A 14,468-nucleotide genomic window follows, 5' to 3' on the forward strand; every position below is an offset into this window, starting at 1 on the left:
CGCGTCTGTTTTTTTTATCCCACTGTCCGGTGGCTCTTGGGGCGTATCTCACCACAGCTTTTATCCATCCGGGCCCCACCCCGCGCGGGGCGCCGGAGTACGCGTACTCAGGCGCCACGGGGTAAAGGGACTAGTCAGTGCACCATGCACCGACCTGGCGGCCCGGTGGCCACCCGGCGTGAACCGGTCAATGCGGCCAGTAACTCGTCCGCCAGGCCCGCGGCCCCGGATGCGGCATACGGGCCCGCGCCGGAACCGTGGACGCGGGGTCCGACCACTCGGTGCCGCGGTCCGGCTTTCCGGGCGCGACGGCCGCGGCGGCCGCCGCGCGGGCCTGTACCACCGCCAGTGCGGCGGCCAGCTCCTCAGGGGTCGGATTGCCCCGTACGACCTTGATCATCGAGAACGGCTCCCTTCACTGGTTCCGCTGGTTCCGCCGGTCAGAGCGGGATGTTGCCGTGCTTCTTCGGCGGCAGCGCCTCGCGCTTGTTCCGCAGGGTGCGCAGCCCGCGGACGATGTGCCGGCGCGTCTCGGACGGCATGATCACCGCGTCGATGTACCCGCGCTCGGCCGCGACGTACGGGTTGAGCAGGGCGTCCTCGTACTCCTGGATCAGCTCCTGGCGCCGCTCGTCCTGCGCGGCCGGGTCCTCGATCGCGGCCAGCGTGCGGCGGTGCAGGATGTTGACCGCGCCCTGGGCGCCCATGACGGCGATCTGCGCGGTCGGCCAGGCCAGGTTGAGGTCCGCACCCAGGTGCTTGGAGCCCATGACGTCGTACGCGCCGCCGAACGCCTTGCGCGTGATGACCGTGATCAGCGGGACGGTGGCCTCCGCGTACGCGTAGATCAGCTTGGCGCCGCGCCGGATGATCCCGTCGTACTCCTGGTCGGTGCCGGGCAGGAAGCCGGGCACGTCCACGAAGGTGATCACCGGGACGTTGAACGCGTCGCAGGTCCGCACGAACCGCGCGGCCTTCTCCGACGCCTTGATGTCCAGGATGCCCGCGAACTGCATCGGCTGGTTGGCGACCACACCGACCGCATGGCCCTCGACCCGCCCGAAGCCGGTCAGGATGTTCGGCGCGAACAGCGCCTGGGTCTCCAGGAATTCGTGGTCGTCCAGGACATGCTCGATCGCGACATGCATGTCGTACGGCTGATTGGCCGAATCCGGGATCAGGGTGTCCAGCTCGCGGTCCGTGTCCGAGGTCTCCAGGTCCGCCTCCTCCGGGAAGGCGGGCGCCTCGGAGAGGTTGTTGGACGGCAGGTAGGACAGCAGGCCCTTGATGTACTCGATGGCGTCCTTCTCGTCACCCGCCATGTGGTGCGCCACGCCCGAGGTGGTGTTGTGCGTACGGGCGCCGCCCAGCTCCTCGAAGCCGACGTCCTCACCGGTCACCGTCTTGATGACGTCCGGACCGGTGATGAACATGTGCGAGGTCTGGTCCACCATGACCGTGAAGTCGGTGATGGCGGGGGAGTAGACCGCACCGCCCGCACACGGGCCGACGATCAGGCTGATCTGCGGGATCACACCGGAGGCATGGGTGTTGCGGCGGAAGATCTCGCCGTACATGCCCAGCGAGGCCACGCCCTCCTGGATGCGCGCGCCGCCGGAGTCGTTGATGCCGATGACCGGGCAGCCGGTCTTGAGCGCGAAGTCCATCACCTTGACGATCTTCTCGCCGAAGACCTCGCCCAGCGCCCCGCCGAAGACCGTGAAGTCCTGGGAGAAGACCGCCACCGGGCGGCCGTCGACCGTGCCGTAGCCGGACACCACACCGTCGCCGTAGGGGCGGGTCTGATCCAGCCCGAAATTGGTCGACCGGTGCCGCGCGAACTCGTCCAGCTCGACGAACGAGCCCTCGTCCAGCAGCAGATCGATGCGCTCACGCGCCGTCAACTTCCCCTTCGCGTGCTGCTTTTCCACGGCACGGGCGGAACCGGCATGGGTGGCTTCTTCGACCCGCCGTTGCAGATCCGCCAACTTGCCCGCGGTGGTGTGGATGTTTGCTTCCGGCTCGGACATCGGGATGCGGCTCCTGCTCGTCCTGGACTGGTGCTCGTACTGAGGGTGGTACGGGTTTGGCTACCGATTCGTAGCGTATCCGCGGGACTGCTCAGCGGCACTGCGTCGTTGACCACACCTAGGCTGGCCCCATGACGCCTCAACCACCGGAAAACCGGGACAAAGATGCCGGCCGCTGGAGTGACCTGAGCCGGCCGCCGCTGAACGCCACGGCGTTGCGCCGCGCCCTGGTACGCCCCGGTGCGCTCTGGACCTCCCTGGACGTCGTCCCCGCCACCGGCTCCACCAACACCGACCTGGCGGCCCGCGCGGCCGAGGGGAAGGCCGAGGAGGGCGCCGTCCTGGTGGCCGAGGAGCAGTCCGCCGGCCGCGGCCGGCTCAACCGCAGCTGGTCGGCGCCCCCGCGCTCCGGCCTCTTCTTCTCCGTCTACCTCACGCCCCGCGTCCCCGTGCAGCGCTGGGGCTGGCTCCCGCTGCTCACCGGAGTCGCCACCGCCACCGCCCTGTCCCGGACGGCCGGTATCGACACGTCCCTCAAGTGGCCCAACGACATCCTGGTCAGCTGCCCCGGGGATGCCGACGCCGACGCCCCGGGCCCGGACGGGACCCCCGGCACCGGCGAGCGCAAAGTGGGCGGCATCCTCGCCGAGCGGGCCGGCTCCGGCGTCGTCATCGGCATCGGCCTGAACGTCTCCCTCACCACCGGCGAACTCCCGGTGCCCACCGCCGGCTCCCTGGCCCTGGCGGGCGCCCGCACCACCGACCGCGACCCGCTGCTGCGCGCCGTCCTCCGCTCGCTGGAGGAGTGGTACGCCACCTGGCAGTCCGCCGTCGGCGACCCCGGCGCCAGCCGCCTCCAGGAGACCTACGCCGCGGGCTGCGCCACCCTGGGCCGCTCCGTACGCGCCGAACTCCCCGGGGACACCGCCCTCACCGGCGAGGCGGTGGCCATCGACGGGGACGGCCGCCTGGTCCTGGCCACCGCGAACGGCGTACGGCACCCGGTGGGCGCCGGCGACATCATCCACCTGCGCGCCACGGCGTCCCGGCGGCCCGGAGGCGACGACTCCCCGGAGCCGTGAGCCCGGCCGCGCCCCGCGCCCCCGGCCCCCTGTATCACGGCACCCGCCGCGCCGACGAGGGCCCGCCTCTTCCTTGGTCAGAGCCGACATGTGAGAGTGAGCCAGAGCACACCTGCCGTATCGTTGAGGCGGTCCGCCAGGGAGCGGGCCACCGGCGAGCAGTGATCGGAAGGGCAGTGCGCAGGGATCGGACAGGGAGCGGCCGGTGACCGCCGACGACTCGGGCGCCGCCTCGCGCGACACGGACACCGAGGACGAGGCAGTGAGCAACACCCCCGTCAACGACCCCCCAGGGGCCGGGGACGAGGGCGACGAGAACAACATCGCCGTCCGCCTCGAACAACTCATCCTCGGCGCCGACCGCCGCTACACGCCGTTCCAGGCGGCCCGCGGCGCCGGCGTCTCGATGGACCTCGCGGCCCGCTTCTGGCGCGCCATGGGCTTCGCCGACATCGGCCAGGTCAAGGCCCTGACCGAGGCCGATGTGCTGGCCCTGCGCCGGCTCGCCGGTCTCGTCGAGGCCGGACTGCTCAGCGAGGCCATGGCCATCCAGGTCGCCCGTTCCACGGGCCAGACCACCGCCCGACTGGCCGACTGGCAGATCGACTCCTTCCTGGAGGGCCTCACCGAGCCCCAGGACTCCGGCCTGACCCGTACGGAGATCACCTATCCGCTGGTCGAGCTGCTCCTCCCCGAGCTGGAGGAGTTCCTCGTCTACGTCTGGCGGCGCCAGCTCGCCGCCGCCACCGGCCGGGTCGTGCGGGCCCAGGACGACGTCGAGATGGTCGACCGCCGGCTGGCCGTCGGCTTCGCCGACCTGGTGGGTTTCACCCGGCTGACCCGCCGCCTGGAGGACGAGGAACTGGGCGAGCTGGTGGAGGCGTTCGAGACCACCTGCTCCGACCTGGTGGCCGCGCACGGCGGCCGGCTGATCAAGACCCTCGGCGACGAGGTCCTCTTCGCCGCCGATGACGCCGGGATCGCCGCCGAGATCGGGCTGCGGCTGATCGAGACGATGGCCCATGACGAGACGATGCCGGAGCTGCGGGTCGGCATCGCGTTCGGCACGGTCACGACCCGGATGGGCGATGTGTTCGGGACGACCGTCAACCTCGCCAGCCGTCTGACGTCGATAGCGCCGAAGGACACCGTGCTGGTGGACCAGGCGTTCGCCGAGGAGCTGGGCCGGATCGGTGACGCCCCGGTCTCCGAGGCCGATGCCGCGGCGGCGGAGAAGGCGGCCGAGGAGGGCACCGGCGCCCCGCCCCCGACGTACCGCTTCGCCCTCCAGCCGATGTGGCAGCGCCCGGTGCGCGGCCTGGGCGTCGTCGAGCCCTGGCTGCTGAGCCGGCGGGACTGAACCGGCGGGGCTTGAGGTGGCGCGTCTGAGGCGGCGCGACTTGAGGCGGCGCGGTTTACGGCCGGGGCACCGGCGGATGCGGCCTGCCCCGGGCCGGTACCGTGCCGCGCCCGCTTGTCCACAGCCGGTTTTCCACAGCCCGAAGTCCGTCCTGTTGCTCCGGGCCGCCGGCTGACATGATCCCCCTGTCAGGTCAACGACCGTTAACAGGGAGGGCTGTATGCAACGGGAACGGCAGCTGTTCGGTGCGGACGGCTGGGTCGCCGTCGAGCGGCACGGCTTCGTGGCGGAGCTGGTCATGGACCGCCCCAAGGCCATGAACGCGGTCTCGACGGCGATGGCCGACAGCCTGGCGCAGGCGTGCGCCGAGCTGGCCGCGGACCGCTCCGTACGGGCGGTGGTTCTCAGCTCCACCCATGAGCGGGCGTTCTGCGTGGGCGCCGACCTCAAGGAGCGCAACTCCTTCACGGACGCCGACCTGATGCGCCAGCGCCCGCACACCCGCGCCGCCTACACGGGCGTCCTGGAACTCCCCGTGCCGACCATCGCCGCGGTGCACGGCTTCGCGCTCGGCGGCGGCTTCGAGCTGGCGCTGGCCTGCGATCTGATCGTCGCCGACGGTACGGCCGTGGTCGGGCTGCCGGAGGTGTCGGTGGGGGTCATCCCGGGCGGCGGGGGTACCCAGCTGCTGCCGCGCCGGGTGGGCGCGGCGCGGGCGGCCGAGCTGGTGTTCACCGCGCGGCGGGTGCCGGCGCCCGAGGCCGTTCGGCTGGGCCTGGTCGACCAGCTGGCGGCGGACGGGCAGGACCGGGCCGAGGCGCTGGAGCTGGCGGCCCGGATCGCCCGCAATTCGCCGGTCGGCCTGCGGGCCGCCAAGCGCGCCATGCGGCTGGGGCACGGGCTGGACCTGCGGGCCGGCCTGGACCTGGAGGACGGCGCCTGGCGCAGCGTGGCCTTCTCCGGGGACCGGGCCGAGGGCGTGGCGGCCTTCAACGAGAAGCGGGATCCGGAGTGGCCCGGGGAGTGACAGCGGGCGGGGAGGTGGTGGCGGTGGGTGGGTTGGGCCCGGGGCCCGGGGGGGGGGAGAGGGAAACCGCTGCCCGCCGGCCGGGGGGCGACCCGTGGCGACCGCGCCGTGGCCGCAGCGCCCGCGCCGGGGCCGTAGCGCCCGCGCCGTGGCCGTAGCGCCCGCGCCGAGGCTGTAGCGCCCGCGCTGTGGCCGTGGCCGTAACGCCCGCGTCGAGGCCGTAACGCCCCCGCCGTGCCCGTAGCGCCCGCCGCCCGCCCCTCCCCGCGTACCCCCGGTCCCCGTACGATTACTCACCGTAAGAACCCTCCCGTATCCCGCCCGCACCCCTCCCCAACCCCTCTCACCCCCTTCCCCCGACCTCCGACCAGGGACGACGCGCATAACGCCCGGGTGTCGATCGCGCACGGAAAGGGGCGAAAGGGGTTAAACATTCCTACGCTGTAGTACAGAGCGTGCTCACGGTGACGGAATGCGAGGATCCGGTGACGGGCGAGGGCGATGCGAGGCTGCGGGCAGTGGTGGAGCTGGCGCAGGCGATGGCGGCCGCGCACACGCCGCGAGAATCGGCGCACGCCGCGGCGCTGGGGGTGCGCCAGGCCCTGGGCGGCTCCTTCGCGGCGATCTCGAAATGGGAGCGCGAGCTGGGCAAGCTCCGGGTGCTGGTCAATACCGGCGAACTCGCCGAGGGCGAGGAGGAGTTCCCGGACGACGAGAGCTACCCCGTCCATGAATTCCCGGAGATCGTCGGCTTTCTGCACGAGCAGTGGGCGGGCGGCGGTGAGCCCAGCGCCTGGGTGGAGACCGCCGAGGGGGCGCCCGGCCCGGCGTCCCGGGTGCCGGAGGAGGGCCCGGCCGGGGCCGGCGGCGGCAACCGCCAGCGGATGGCCGCACTGCGCCGCCGCGGCCGGGGCTGCTGTGTGGTCGCGCCGATCGTGCTGCACGGGCGGGCCTGGGGTGAGCTGTATGTCGCGCGGCGGACGGGGGAGCCGGTCTTCGGCCGGGCGGACGCCGACTTCGCGAGTGTGCTCGCCGCGGTGACGGCCGCCGGGATCGCGCAGACCGAGCGGCTGGCGGAGGCCCGCCGGCTGGCCTTCACCGATGCGCTGACCGGCCTCGCCAACCGCCGTGCCGTCGATATGCGGCTGGACGAGGCGCTGGAGCTGCACCGCCGGGACGAGGTGGTGGTCAGCCTGGTGGTGTGCGACCTCAACGGGCTGAAGCGGGTGAACGACTCGCGCGGCCATGCGGTCGGCGACCGCCTGCTGGAGCGCTTCGGCTCGGTGCTGTCGCTGTGCGGCGCGATGCTGCCGGGCACCCTCGTCGCCCGGCTCGGCGGTGACGAGTTCTGTCTGCTCGCGGTGGGGCCGCCGGCCGACGAGGTGGTCAAGGTCGCCGGTGAACTGTGCGACCGGGCAGGGGAGTTGGACCTCGGTGAGGGGGTCGCGGTCGGGGTCGCCTCGACCGGGGACCCGATCGGCCCGGTGCGCAGCGCCCGCCGGCTCTTCCGGCTCGCGGACGCCGCGCAGTACAAGGCCAAGGCGGCGCGGTCCGGCGAGCCGGTGATCGCCGGGCGGCACGGCGGCAAGGACGACCCGGTCGTCCGGCTCGCGGACGCCCCGGACCGGCGGACGGGACCGGAGCGCCGGCGCTTCCGGAGGTGAGGAGGTCCGCCCGTGCGGAGACGCGGGTCCGGACGTGGGTCCGTTGCCGAGATCGGTAAGGGGTGATCCTGAAATCCGGTGGTGACATCCGGCGATTCAGTCTCTAGGGTGCCTGAATATGGATATGCACACTGTGGTGCTGGGGACGTCCGGCACGACCGCACAGGACGTCATCGCGGTGGCTCGCGGCGCGGCCCGGATCGAGCTGTCCGAGGAAGCCCTCGCGGCCGTCGCCACCTCCCGCGCCTTCATCGATGAACTCGCCGCCAAGCCCGACCCCGTCTACGGCGTCTCCACCGGCTTCGGTGCCCTCGCCGTCCGCCACATCAGCCCCGAGCTGCGCGTCCAGCTCCAGCGCAACATCGTGCGCTCGCACGCGGCCGGGATGGGCCCGCGGGTCGAGCGGGAGGTCGTCCGCGCGCTGATGTTCCTGCGGCTCAAGACGCTCGCCTCCGGGTACACCGGCGTCCGCCCGCTCGTCGTCGAGACGATGGCCGCCCTCCTCAACGCCGGCATCACCCCCGTCGTCCACGAATACGGCTCGCTCGGCTGCTCCGGCGACCTGGCGCCGCTCTCGCACTGTGCGCTGACGCTGATGGGCGAGGGCGACGCGGAAGGCCCCGACGGCGTCGTACGGCCGGCCGCCGAGCTGCTGGCCGCGCACGGCATCGAGCCCGTCGAACTGCGCGAGAAGGAGGGCCTGGCCCTCCTCAACGGCACCGACGGCATGCTCGGCATGCTCGTGATGGCCTGCGCCGACCTCGCCCGGCTGTTCACCTCGGCGGACATCACCGCGGCCCTCTCCCTGGAAGCGCTGCTCGGCACGGACAAGGTCCTCGCGCCCGAGCTGCACGCCATCCGCCCGCACCCCGGGCAGGCCGCCGCGGCCGCCAACATGGCCAAGGTGCTGGCCGGTTCGGAGTTCACCGGGCACCACCAGGACGACGCCCCGCGCGTCCAGGACGCCTACTCCATCCGCTGCGCCCCGCAGGTCGCCGGCGCCGGCCGGGACACCCTCGACCACGCCCGGCTGGTCGCGGACCGGGAGCTGGCCGCCGCGGTCGACAACCCGGCGGTGCTGCCGGACGGCCGGGTCGAGTCCAACGGCAACTTCCACGGTGCGCCGGTCGCCTACGTACTGGACTTCCTGGCCATCGCCGCGGCCGACCTCGGATCGATCGCGGAGCGCCGTACGGACCGGCTGCTGGACAAGAACCGTTCGCACGGGCTGCCCGCCTTCCTGGCCGGTGACCCGGGTGTCGACTCCGGGCTGATGATCGCCCAGTACACCCAGGCCGCGCTGGTCAGCGAGCTGAAGCGGCTGGCCGCGCCCGCGTCGGTGGACTCCATCCCGTCCTCCGCGATGCAGGAGGACCATGTCTCGATGGGCTGGTCGGCGGCGCGCAAGCTGCGCACCGCGGTCGACAACCTGACCCGGATCATCGCCGTCGAGCTCTATGCGGCGACCCGTGCCATCGAGATGCGGGAGGGTCTGACGCCGGCCCCCGCCACCCGCGCCGTACTGGACGCGGTGCGCGGAGCGGGCATCCAGGGGCCGGGCGAGGACCGCTTCCTGGCGCCGGACCTGGAGAGCGCGTATGCGTTCGTCCGGGACGGGAAGCTGGTGGCGGCCGTGGAGCCGGTCACGGGCGTGCTGGCCTGACGACGGCGGGTCCCGGCCGGGACCCGTCTCTCGGCCGGCCCCGTCTCTCAGCCGGTCTCGTCGCGGGTGCGGCGGACGGAGTAGCTGACCAGGCCGGCGCCGAGCGCGAGACAGGCGGCGCCGCCGATCACATACGGCGTGGTGTCCGGGCTGCCGGTGTCGGCGAGGAAGTGCGGCCGGCCGGCGGGGCGGGCTCCGGCACCGGATCCGCTGCCGTCCGAGGTGGCCGCCGTGGACCCGTTGACGGCCTCCTGTGCCCCGCTGACCGCGCGGTCGGCGGGGCCGGGACCGTGCGGTGCGGACGCCACCCGCAGCGCGGAATCCGACGCACCGTCATGCCCCGCGGTGGCATTGGCGGACGGCACGAACCCCAGGGCGAACAGCACCGATCCCGCGGCCGCGGCGGTCAGCAGTGGTCGTCGTGCGGTCACGGCAGCGATCCCCCTTGTGGGTGCGGCGAATTGGCCGTTGACCTCAGATGTTAATGACCGCCGCGGGTCGCGGGGAAGTCGGGAGCCGTCCATGCCTAACCTCCGTGCTATGAGCAATGGTGAGACATCACGGTTTGTGCGCCTTCATGTGGAATTGATCATGGAGGTCACCGACGCGGCCCGGCTGACCGGCGCCGCCGTCGACCACATCGACGGGGACCCCTCGCTGCCCGGCGAGGAGCGCAGACAGTCGCTGGAGACGGTCCGGGAGGACCCGGCGGAGGCGCTGGCCCATCTGATCGACCCGTTCGACCTCGTCACCAAGGTGCCGGGCGCCGAACTCGCACAGGCATCCTGGAGCAGCGAGGAGCTGACCGACTACGACCCGGACGCCGAGTGGGACGCGGCGGAGTGGGATCTGGCGGACGACGCGGACGGGGAGGGCTGACCGGAACCCCCGATGACCACGGCCCCCGTATGGCTCCCCGCCGTACGGGGGCCGACTACGTGGCGGTGCGCCCGCGCCGGATGATCACCCTTTTGACCGGTCCAGGCCATAAGTGGCCTTCCCCACACTTTGTGGAGGCATGGAACGGGCGAAAAGGAAAAGGCGTTCAAATGGCGTCGGCCGGAATGCCAGGCGTCCATATGAGCCGGCGTTCAGTTGGCTGCTCGCTCGGGGAACGTGCGAAATCGGTAGCAATGGAGATACGTGTGATGACGGACAGCAAGCGCCGGAAGGGCTTCATAGCCAGCGCCGCGCTGCTCGGGGGCGTACTCACGCTTGCGGCGTGTGGCGGCAGCAGTGCGGCCGACCGAGGTCATGACGGCGCTGACGCCACCTGGCACGAGAACATCCGCCAGGTGGACGAGGCGGCGGCGAAGGACGCCTCCGACGCCAAGATCACGATCCTCCCGGAGGACGGCGCCACCGACACGGGCGTCAACAGTGACGCGAGTGTCACGGTCAGCGACGGGAAACTCACCGATGTCACCATGACCTCGGTCGAGACCAAGCAGCCGGTCGAGGGGACGCTGTCCGCCGACGGCAGCTCCTGGAAGCCGGACCAGCCGCTGAGCCGCTCGACGAAGTACAAGGTCACCGCGCATGCGGTGGACTCCCAGGGACGTAAGGCGGTGGAGAATTCCAGCTTCACCACCGTCGCCCCGGCGAACAGCTTCATCGGAAACTTCACGCCGGAGGACGGCTCGACCGTCGGCGTCGGCATGCCGGTGTCGATCAACTTCGACAAGCCGGTCAAGAACAAGGCGGACGTGCAGTCCGCGATCAACGTCGCGTCGAGCAGCAACCAGCGGGTCGTCGGCCACTGGTTCAACGACAAGCGGCTGGACTTCCGTCCCCAGAACTACTGGAAGGCGAACTCCGAGGTCACCATGGAGCTCGGCCTGGACGGCGTCGAGGCGTCGCCGGGCGTCAAGGGCATCCAGAACAAGACCGTCAGCTTCCACGTCGGCCACTCGCAGATCAGCACCGTCGACACCAAGGCGCACGAGATGACCGTGGTGCGGGACGGCCGGACCCTCAAGACCATTCCGATCTCGGCCGGCAGCGACGAGAACGCCACCTACAACGGCAAGATGGTCATCTCCGAGCGGTTCAAGCAGACCCGGATGAACGGTTCGACGGTCGGCTTCAAGAAGCACAACGGCAAGGGCGAGTACGACATCCCCGATGTGCCGCACGCCATGCGCCTGACCAATTCCGGCACCTTCATCCACGGCAACTACTGGGGCAAGGGCATCTTCGGCAAGGCCAACACCAGCCATGGCTGCATCGGCCTGGAGGACGCCAAGGGAGCCAAGGACCCCAAGACGGACGGCGCCTGGTTCTTCGACCACTCGCAGACCGGTGACGTGGTCGACGTCGTCAACTCCCCCGACAAGAGCGTCAAGCCGGACAACGGCCTGAACGGCTGGAACATGGGCTGGTCGCAGTGGGTGGCCGGCAGCGCGGTGCAGTGACGGCCTGCTAGGAACGGCCGGCCCGGCACCCTGACCGCCGGGACTGCCGGGTGACCTGACCGCCCACCGCTCGCATCACCGCTCGAAGCGACCGATGCCCGGAGCGCCGAAAATACGGCGCGCCGGGCATCGTCGCTGCGTACGGTCCGCCCTATGAACATCGACACCGACGCCTGGTTCACCGTGCTCGCCGCCGCCCGTGCCCACGACCGGCCGGGCGGCCCGGCCCTCGAACGGGCCGCCGAGGCCGGCCGGCTGCGGATCCCCTCCCTGCACAGCCGCGCCGTCCCCGTCGCGCTGCCGGCCCCCGGCGGCGCCACCGGCTACGCGGGCGTCGCCCTGCTCCGCCTCCACGACACCGAGGAGAACGCCGGCACCGCCTTCCTCGACACCCTGACGGTGCACCCCGCCCGGCGCGGCCGCGGGGTGGGCCGGGCGCTGTGGGAGACGGTGCGCGCGAGGCTGGCCGCCGAGGGCCGTACCTCCGTGAGCACCCTGGCGGAGCGCGGCGGCGCGGGCGAGCGGTTCGCCGTCGCCCGGGGCGCGGAGTGCGCGCTGCCGCTGGTGGCCTACGTACAGGACGTGCGGACCGCCCCCACCCCGGCCACGGGCGTCGCGCTCCCCGCCGGCTATCGCTTCGCCACCTGGAGCGGCGTCGTCCCCGACGAGCATGCCGCCGCCCACGCCCGCGCCCATGACGCCATGGAGGACGCCCCGGCCGGCGACCTGGACGCACAGCACGACCCCTGGGACGCCGAGCGGATACGGGCCGCGGCCCGGGTCGTCCTGGACCGTGGCGGTGTGCTGCTGACCGTGGCGGCCCTCGCGGAGGCCGACGGCGCCGTGGCCGGCTACACCGAACTCATGCTGCCCACCCCGGACTCCGTACAGGCCGTGCAGTACGACACCGTCGTCGTCCCCGCCCACCGCGGCCGTGGCCTCGGCCGGGCCGTCAAACTGCGGATGCTGGAGTACCTGCGCGCGCGGCGGCCGGACGTACGGGAGATCGAGACGACGGTCGCGGACGAGAACGCCCCGATGCGGGCGGTCAACGCCGCCCTCGGCTACCGGGCGGAGCGGCCCCTCGGCCTCTACCAGGTGCGGCTCTGAGGCCGGGGCCCGGCGACCGCCTCCCGGGAGTGCGCCGGCGGGCCCTCCGTACAGTGAACGGGTGAGTGAGCGCGGAGGAAAAGGGCGCGGCGGGCCGTCGCCGTCGGCCGGTGAACTGGTCGGGCAGGTGCTCGGCAGCGTCCGTTACGCGCCGGACGGCGAACGGGCCGAGGACGCCATCGAGGCGGGTGCCTCGATGCTGGCGGCGGACGGGGCCGGCTGGGCGGCGGTGAGCGCGGCGGTGGTCGAGGCCGCCGTGGCGGGCGTGCGGCAGTGCTGGGCGGGCGGCTGGCACCCCGCCGACCTGGCGCGGATCGTACGGCGCGAGGCCGCCGACACCGCCCTCGTGGCGCTGGTCGTCGACGCCATCGCGGCCGAGGCGGCCCGGACGCCGGCCGGCCGCCCGGCTCCGGACCCGCGCTGGGCCGAGCAGCTGCGGCACCTCGGCGCCGAGGTCTGGTGGCCCGCCGACACCGGCTACCTCGACGCCCTGGCCCGGCGCCGCCGCTCCTCCCGCTTCGAGACCGCGTACGACGTGCTGGCCGCGCTGCGCCTGCTCGCCCGGCTGCCCCGGATCACCCCGCTGCCGGCCCCGCCGCAGCCAGGCGCCAGGAGCGGGCCGGCCGGTGACGCCGCGGCACGTGCCCTCGGGCGGATCCGCGGTCTGCTCGCCAAGGCCGAGGCGACCGACTACGCCGAGGAGGCCGAGGCGCTGTCCGCCAAGGCGCAGGAGCTGATGGCCCGGCACAGCATCGACGAGGCGCTCCTCGACCGCGCGGACGGCGCCCCGGGCGGCCGGACCGACGGCCCGTCAGCGGTCCGTATCGGCATCGAGGGCCCCTACGAACAGGCCAAGGCGCTGCTGCTCGACGCGGTCGCGGCCGCCAACCGCTGCCAGGCCGTCTGGGCCGCCGACGTCGGCTTCTCCACCCTCATCGGCTTCGCGTCCGACCTGGAGGCGGCCGAGATGCTCTACACCTCGCTGCTGCTCCAGGCCACCGCCGCGATGAACCGCGCGGGCGACGCCGTCCATGCCCGCGGCCGCGCCCGCCGCACCCGGGACTTCCGCCAGACCTTCCTGGTGGCCTACGCCGACCGCATCCGCGACCGGCTCGCGGCGGCCACCGCCGACGCCACGGCCGCCGCCACCGCCGAGTCCGCCGCTACGGCCCCCGACCTCCTCCCGGTCCTCGCCGCCCGCGCCCTCGCCGTCGAGCGGACCACCGGCGCCCTCTTCCCCGACACCGCCCCGGTCCGCCTCCGCGGCGTCCGCGACGCCGACGGCTGGCACCAGGGCAGAGCGGCGGCCGACCGGGCCCGGCTGGGGGAGGGGTGACGTAGGGGGCGGCCGACGACGGTCACGGCGGCGGGCACGCGCCGTCAGCCGTGAGCCGTGAGCCGTGAGCCGTCAGCCCTCCGCCGTCACGGGGCGAAGTACGCGCCCGGCGGCACCCCGACCGCCCGTCGGAAGGCCGCGACGAAGGCACTCGGGGAGGCATAGCCCACCCGGGCCGCCACCGCCACCACCGTCGCGCCGCCGGCCAGCAGCGGCATCGCCGCCTGGAGCCGGATCCGGGTGCGCCACTGCCCGTACGGCATACCGGTGTCCGCCACGAACGCCCGCGCCAGCGTCCGGCCGGCGGCGCCGGTGGCGTGCGGGTTCCGGCCGGAATCCACAGCGCCATGGAGGGCGGCAGCACCCAGGTGGTGCCGGTGGCCCGTACGGCCAGAACTCCCCGCCGTGCCCAGGCCAGTTGATGGTGCTCATGGCGATGGCGGGCGAACCACTGCCCCCGGTCCATCGCGAAGCTCCCGACGACGACCGCCGCCCCGCGGGCGGCCCCGGCGGCGCCACCTGACCGTCCGCCGCCGCGCGCCCGGCCGGCGGCTCCACCGCGTCCAACACCGCGCTCTCGTCCGGCCGTTCAGCGCTGTCCGTCCTGCGATACAACATGTCCCCCTGTCGCGTGGTGGTGGCCACCGCGGCCGCTCCCTACGCTCGCCGCATGACCTCCATGAATCGCTATCACCAGTGGGTGTGCAACTCCCGGATGTGGGCCCGCGCGGTGGAGAAGGACCTGCTGCCCTGGGCGCTCGAAGACGTCCCCCTGGGCGCCG

At 72.9% G+C, this 14,468-nt stretch carries 12 protein-coding genes and 1 pseudogene; 9 read left to right on the top strand and 4 right to left on the bottom strand.

The genetic code is table 11. From position 1 onward, the window contains the following. Nucleotides 1-187 precede the first annotated feature (187 nt). Together ACFWJW_RS01310 and ACFWJW_RS01315 are read right to left on the bottom strand one after the other, a co-directional pair. Nucleotides 188-400, bottom strand: a complete 213-nt coding sequence (locus ACFWJW_RS01310) for an acyl-CoA carboxylase epsilon subunit (RefSeq protein WP_387233127.1) — start codon at nucleotides 398-400, stop codon at nucleotides 188-190. Nucleotides 401-440: 40 nt separating this feature from the next. After that, nucleotides 441-2,030: an acyl-CoA carboxylase subunit beta gene (locus tag ACFWJW_RS01315; protein ID WP_387233130.1), complete on the bottom strand. Its 1,590-nt coding sequence runs from the start codon at nucleotides 2,028-2,030 to the stop codon at nucleotides 441-443. 131 nt (nucleotides 2,031-2,161) lie between these two features. Here ACFWJW_RS01315 and ACFWJW_RS01320 point away from each other — a divergent pair, with 131 nt between their 5' ends. The 5 genes from ACFWJW_RS01320 (at nucleotide 2,162) to hutH (ending at nucleotide 8,826) form a co-directional block, all read left to right on the top strand. Further along, nucleotides 2,162-3,112 (top strand): biotin--[acetyl-CoA-carboxylase] ligase, encoded by a 951-nt coding sequence (locus tag ACFWJW_RS01320; protein WP_387233132.1) that lies wholly within the window; start codon nucleotides 2,162-2,164, stop codon nucleotides 3,110-3,112. Between the two features lie 205 nt (nucleotides 3,113-3,317). Continuing rightward, nucleotides 3,318-4,472 (top strand): adenylate/guanylate cyclase domain-containing protein, encoded by a 1,155-nt coding sequence (locus tag ACFWJW_RS01325; protein ID WP_387233135.1) that lies wholly within the window; start codon nucleotides 3,318-3,320, stop codon nucleotides 4,470-4,472. Nucleotides 4,473-4,692: 220 nt separating this feature from the next. Further along, the gene (locus tag ACFWJW_RS01330) at nucleotides 4,693-5,499 is read left to right on the top strand and encodes an enoyl-CoA hydratase/isomerase family protein (protein WP_387233137.1); all 807 of its coding nucleotides are present in this window, start codon (nucleotides 4,693-4,695) and stop codon (nucleotides 5,497-5,499) included. Between the two features lie 539 nt (nucleotides 5,500-6,038). Beyond that, entirely contained in the window at nucleotides 6,039-7,163 is a 1,125-nt protein-coding gene (locus ACFWJW_RS01335; RefSeq protein ID WP_387233444.1) for a diguanylate cyclase domain-containing protein, read from the top strand. A gap of 118 nt (nucleotides 7,164-7,281) precedes the next feature. After that, complete coding sequence (hutH, locus tag ACFWJW_RS01340; RefSeq protein WP_387233140.1) at nucleotides 7,282-8,826, top strand: histidine ammonia-lyase; 1,545 nt, start codon at nucleotides 7,282-7,284, stop codon at nucleotides 8,824-8,826. A gap of 47 nt (nucleotides 8,827-8,873) precedes the next feature. On the opposite strand, the gene ACFWJW_RS01345 is transcribed toward hutH, so the two are convergent. Beyond that, nucleotides 8,874-9,257 carry a hypothetical protein gene (locus tag ACFWJW_RS01345; protein ID WP_387233142.1) on the bottom strand — a complete coding sequence of 128 codons (384 nt, stop codon included), beginning with the start codon at nucleotides 9,255-9,257 and terminating at the stop codon, nucleotides 8,874-8,876. Between the two features lie 160 nt (nucleotides 9,258-9,417). Between ACFWJW_RS01345 and ACFWJW_RS01350 the strand changes: the two genes are divergently transcribed. The 4 genes from ACFWJW_RS01350 to ACFWJW_RS01365 all read left to right on the top strand — a co-directional run bounded on the left by ACFWJW_RS01350 (nucleotide 9,418) and on the right by ACFWJW_RS01365 (nucleotide 13,686). Continuing rightward, on the top strand, nucleotides 9,418-9,705 hold the full coding sequence (locus tag ACFWJW_RS01350; RefSeq protein ID WP_387233145.1) for a hypothetical protein: 288 nt from the start codon (nucleotides 9,418-9,420) through the stop codon (nucleotides 9,703-9,705). Nucleotides 9,706-9,974: 269 nt separating this feature from the next. Next, nucleotides 9,975-11,240: an Ig-like domain-containing protein gene (locus ACFWJW_RS01355; RefSeq protein ID WP_387233148.1), complete on the top strand. Its 1,266-nt coding sequence runs from the start codon at nucleotides 9,975-9,977 to the stop codon at nucleotides 11,238-11,240. A 153-nt stretch (nucleotides 11,241-11,393) separates the two neighbouring features. Further along, entirely contained in the window at nucleotides 11,394-12,350 is a 957-nt protein-coding gene (locus ACFWJW_RS01360; RefSeq protein WP_387233151.1) for a GNAT family N-acetyltransferase, read from the top strand. A 127-nt stretch (nucleotides 12,351-12,477) separates the two neighbouring features. Continuing rightward, nucleotides 12,478-13,686 carry a DUF2786 domain-containing protein gene (locus ACFWJW_RS01365; RefSeq protein WP_387233447.1) on the top strand — a complete coding sequence of 403 codons (1,209 nt, stop codon included), beginning with the start codon at nucleotides 12,478-12,480 and terminating at the stop codon, nucleotides 13,684-13,686. An 86-nt stretch (nucleotides 13,687-13,772) separates the two neighbouring features. Here the strand turns inward: ACFWJW_RS01365 and ACFWJW_RS01370 are convergent. Beyond that, a pseudogene (locus tag ACFWJW_RS01370) lies at nucleotides 13,773-14,152 on the bottom strand (AraC family transcriptional regulator). Nucleotides 14,153-14,468: the final 316 nt, after the last annotated feature.

The organism is Streptomyces sp. NPDC127097, assembly GCF_042724075.1.
Lineage (GTDB): Bacteria > Actinomycetota > Actinomycetes > Streptomycetales > Streptomycetaceae > Streptomyces.

Coding starts and splice junctions, on each gene's coding strand:
- ACFWJW_RS01310 (WP_387233127.1), bottom strand. CDS start 400: ATGATCAAGGTCGTACGGGGCAATCCGACCCCTGAGGAGCTGGCCGCC.
- ACFWJW_RS01330 (WP_387233137.1), top strand. CDS start 4,693: ATGCAACGGGAACGGCAGCTGTTCGGTGCGGACGGCTGGGTCGCCGTC.
- ACFWJW_RS01355 (WP_387233148.1), top strand. CDS start 9,975: ATGACGGACAGCAAGCGCCGGAAGGGCTTCATAGCCAGCGCCGCGCTG.
- hutH (WP_387233140.1), top strand. CDS start 7,282: ATGGATATGCACACTGTGGTGCTGGGGACGTCCGGCACGACCGCACAG.
- ACFWJW_RS01335 (WP_387233444.1), top strand. CDS start 6,039: ATGGCGGCCGCGCACACGCCGCGAGAATCGGCGCACGCCGCGGCGCTG.
- ACFWJW_RS01360 (WP_387233151.1), top strand. CDS start 11,394: ATGAACATCGACACCGACGCCTGGTTCACCGTGCTCGCCGCCGCCCGT.
- ACFWJW_RS01315 (WP_387233130.1), bottom strand. CDS start 2,030: ATGTCCGAGCCGGAAGCAAACATCCACACCACCGCGGGCAAGTTGGCG.
- ACFWJW_RS01350 (WP_387233145.1), top strand. CDS start 9,418: ATGGAGGTCACCGACGCGGCCCGGCTGACCGGCGCCGCCGTCGACCAC.
- ACFWJW_RS01320 (WP_387233132.1), top strand. CDS start 2,162: ATGACGCCTCAACCACCGGAAAACCGGGACAAAGATGCCGGCCGCTGG.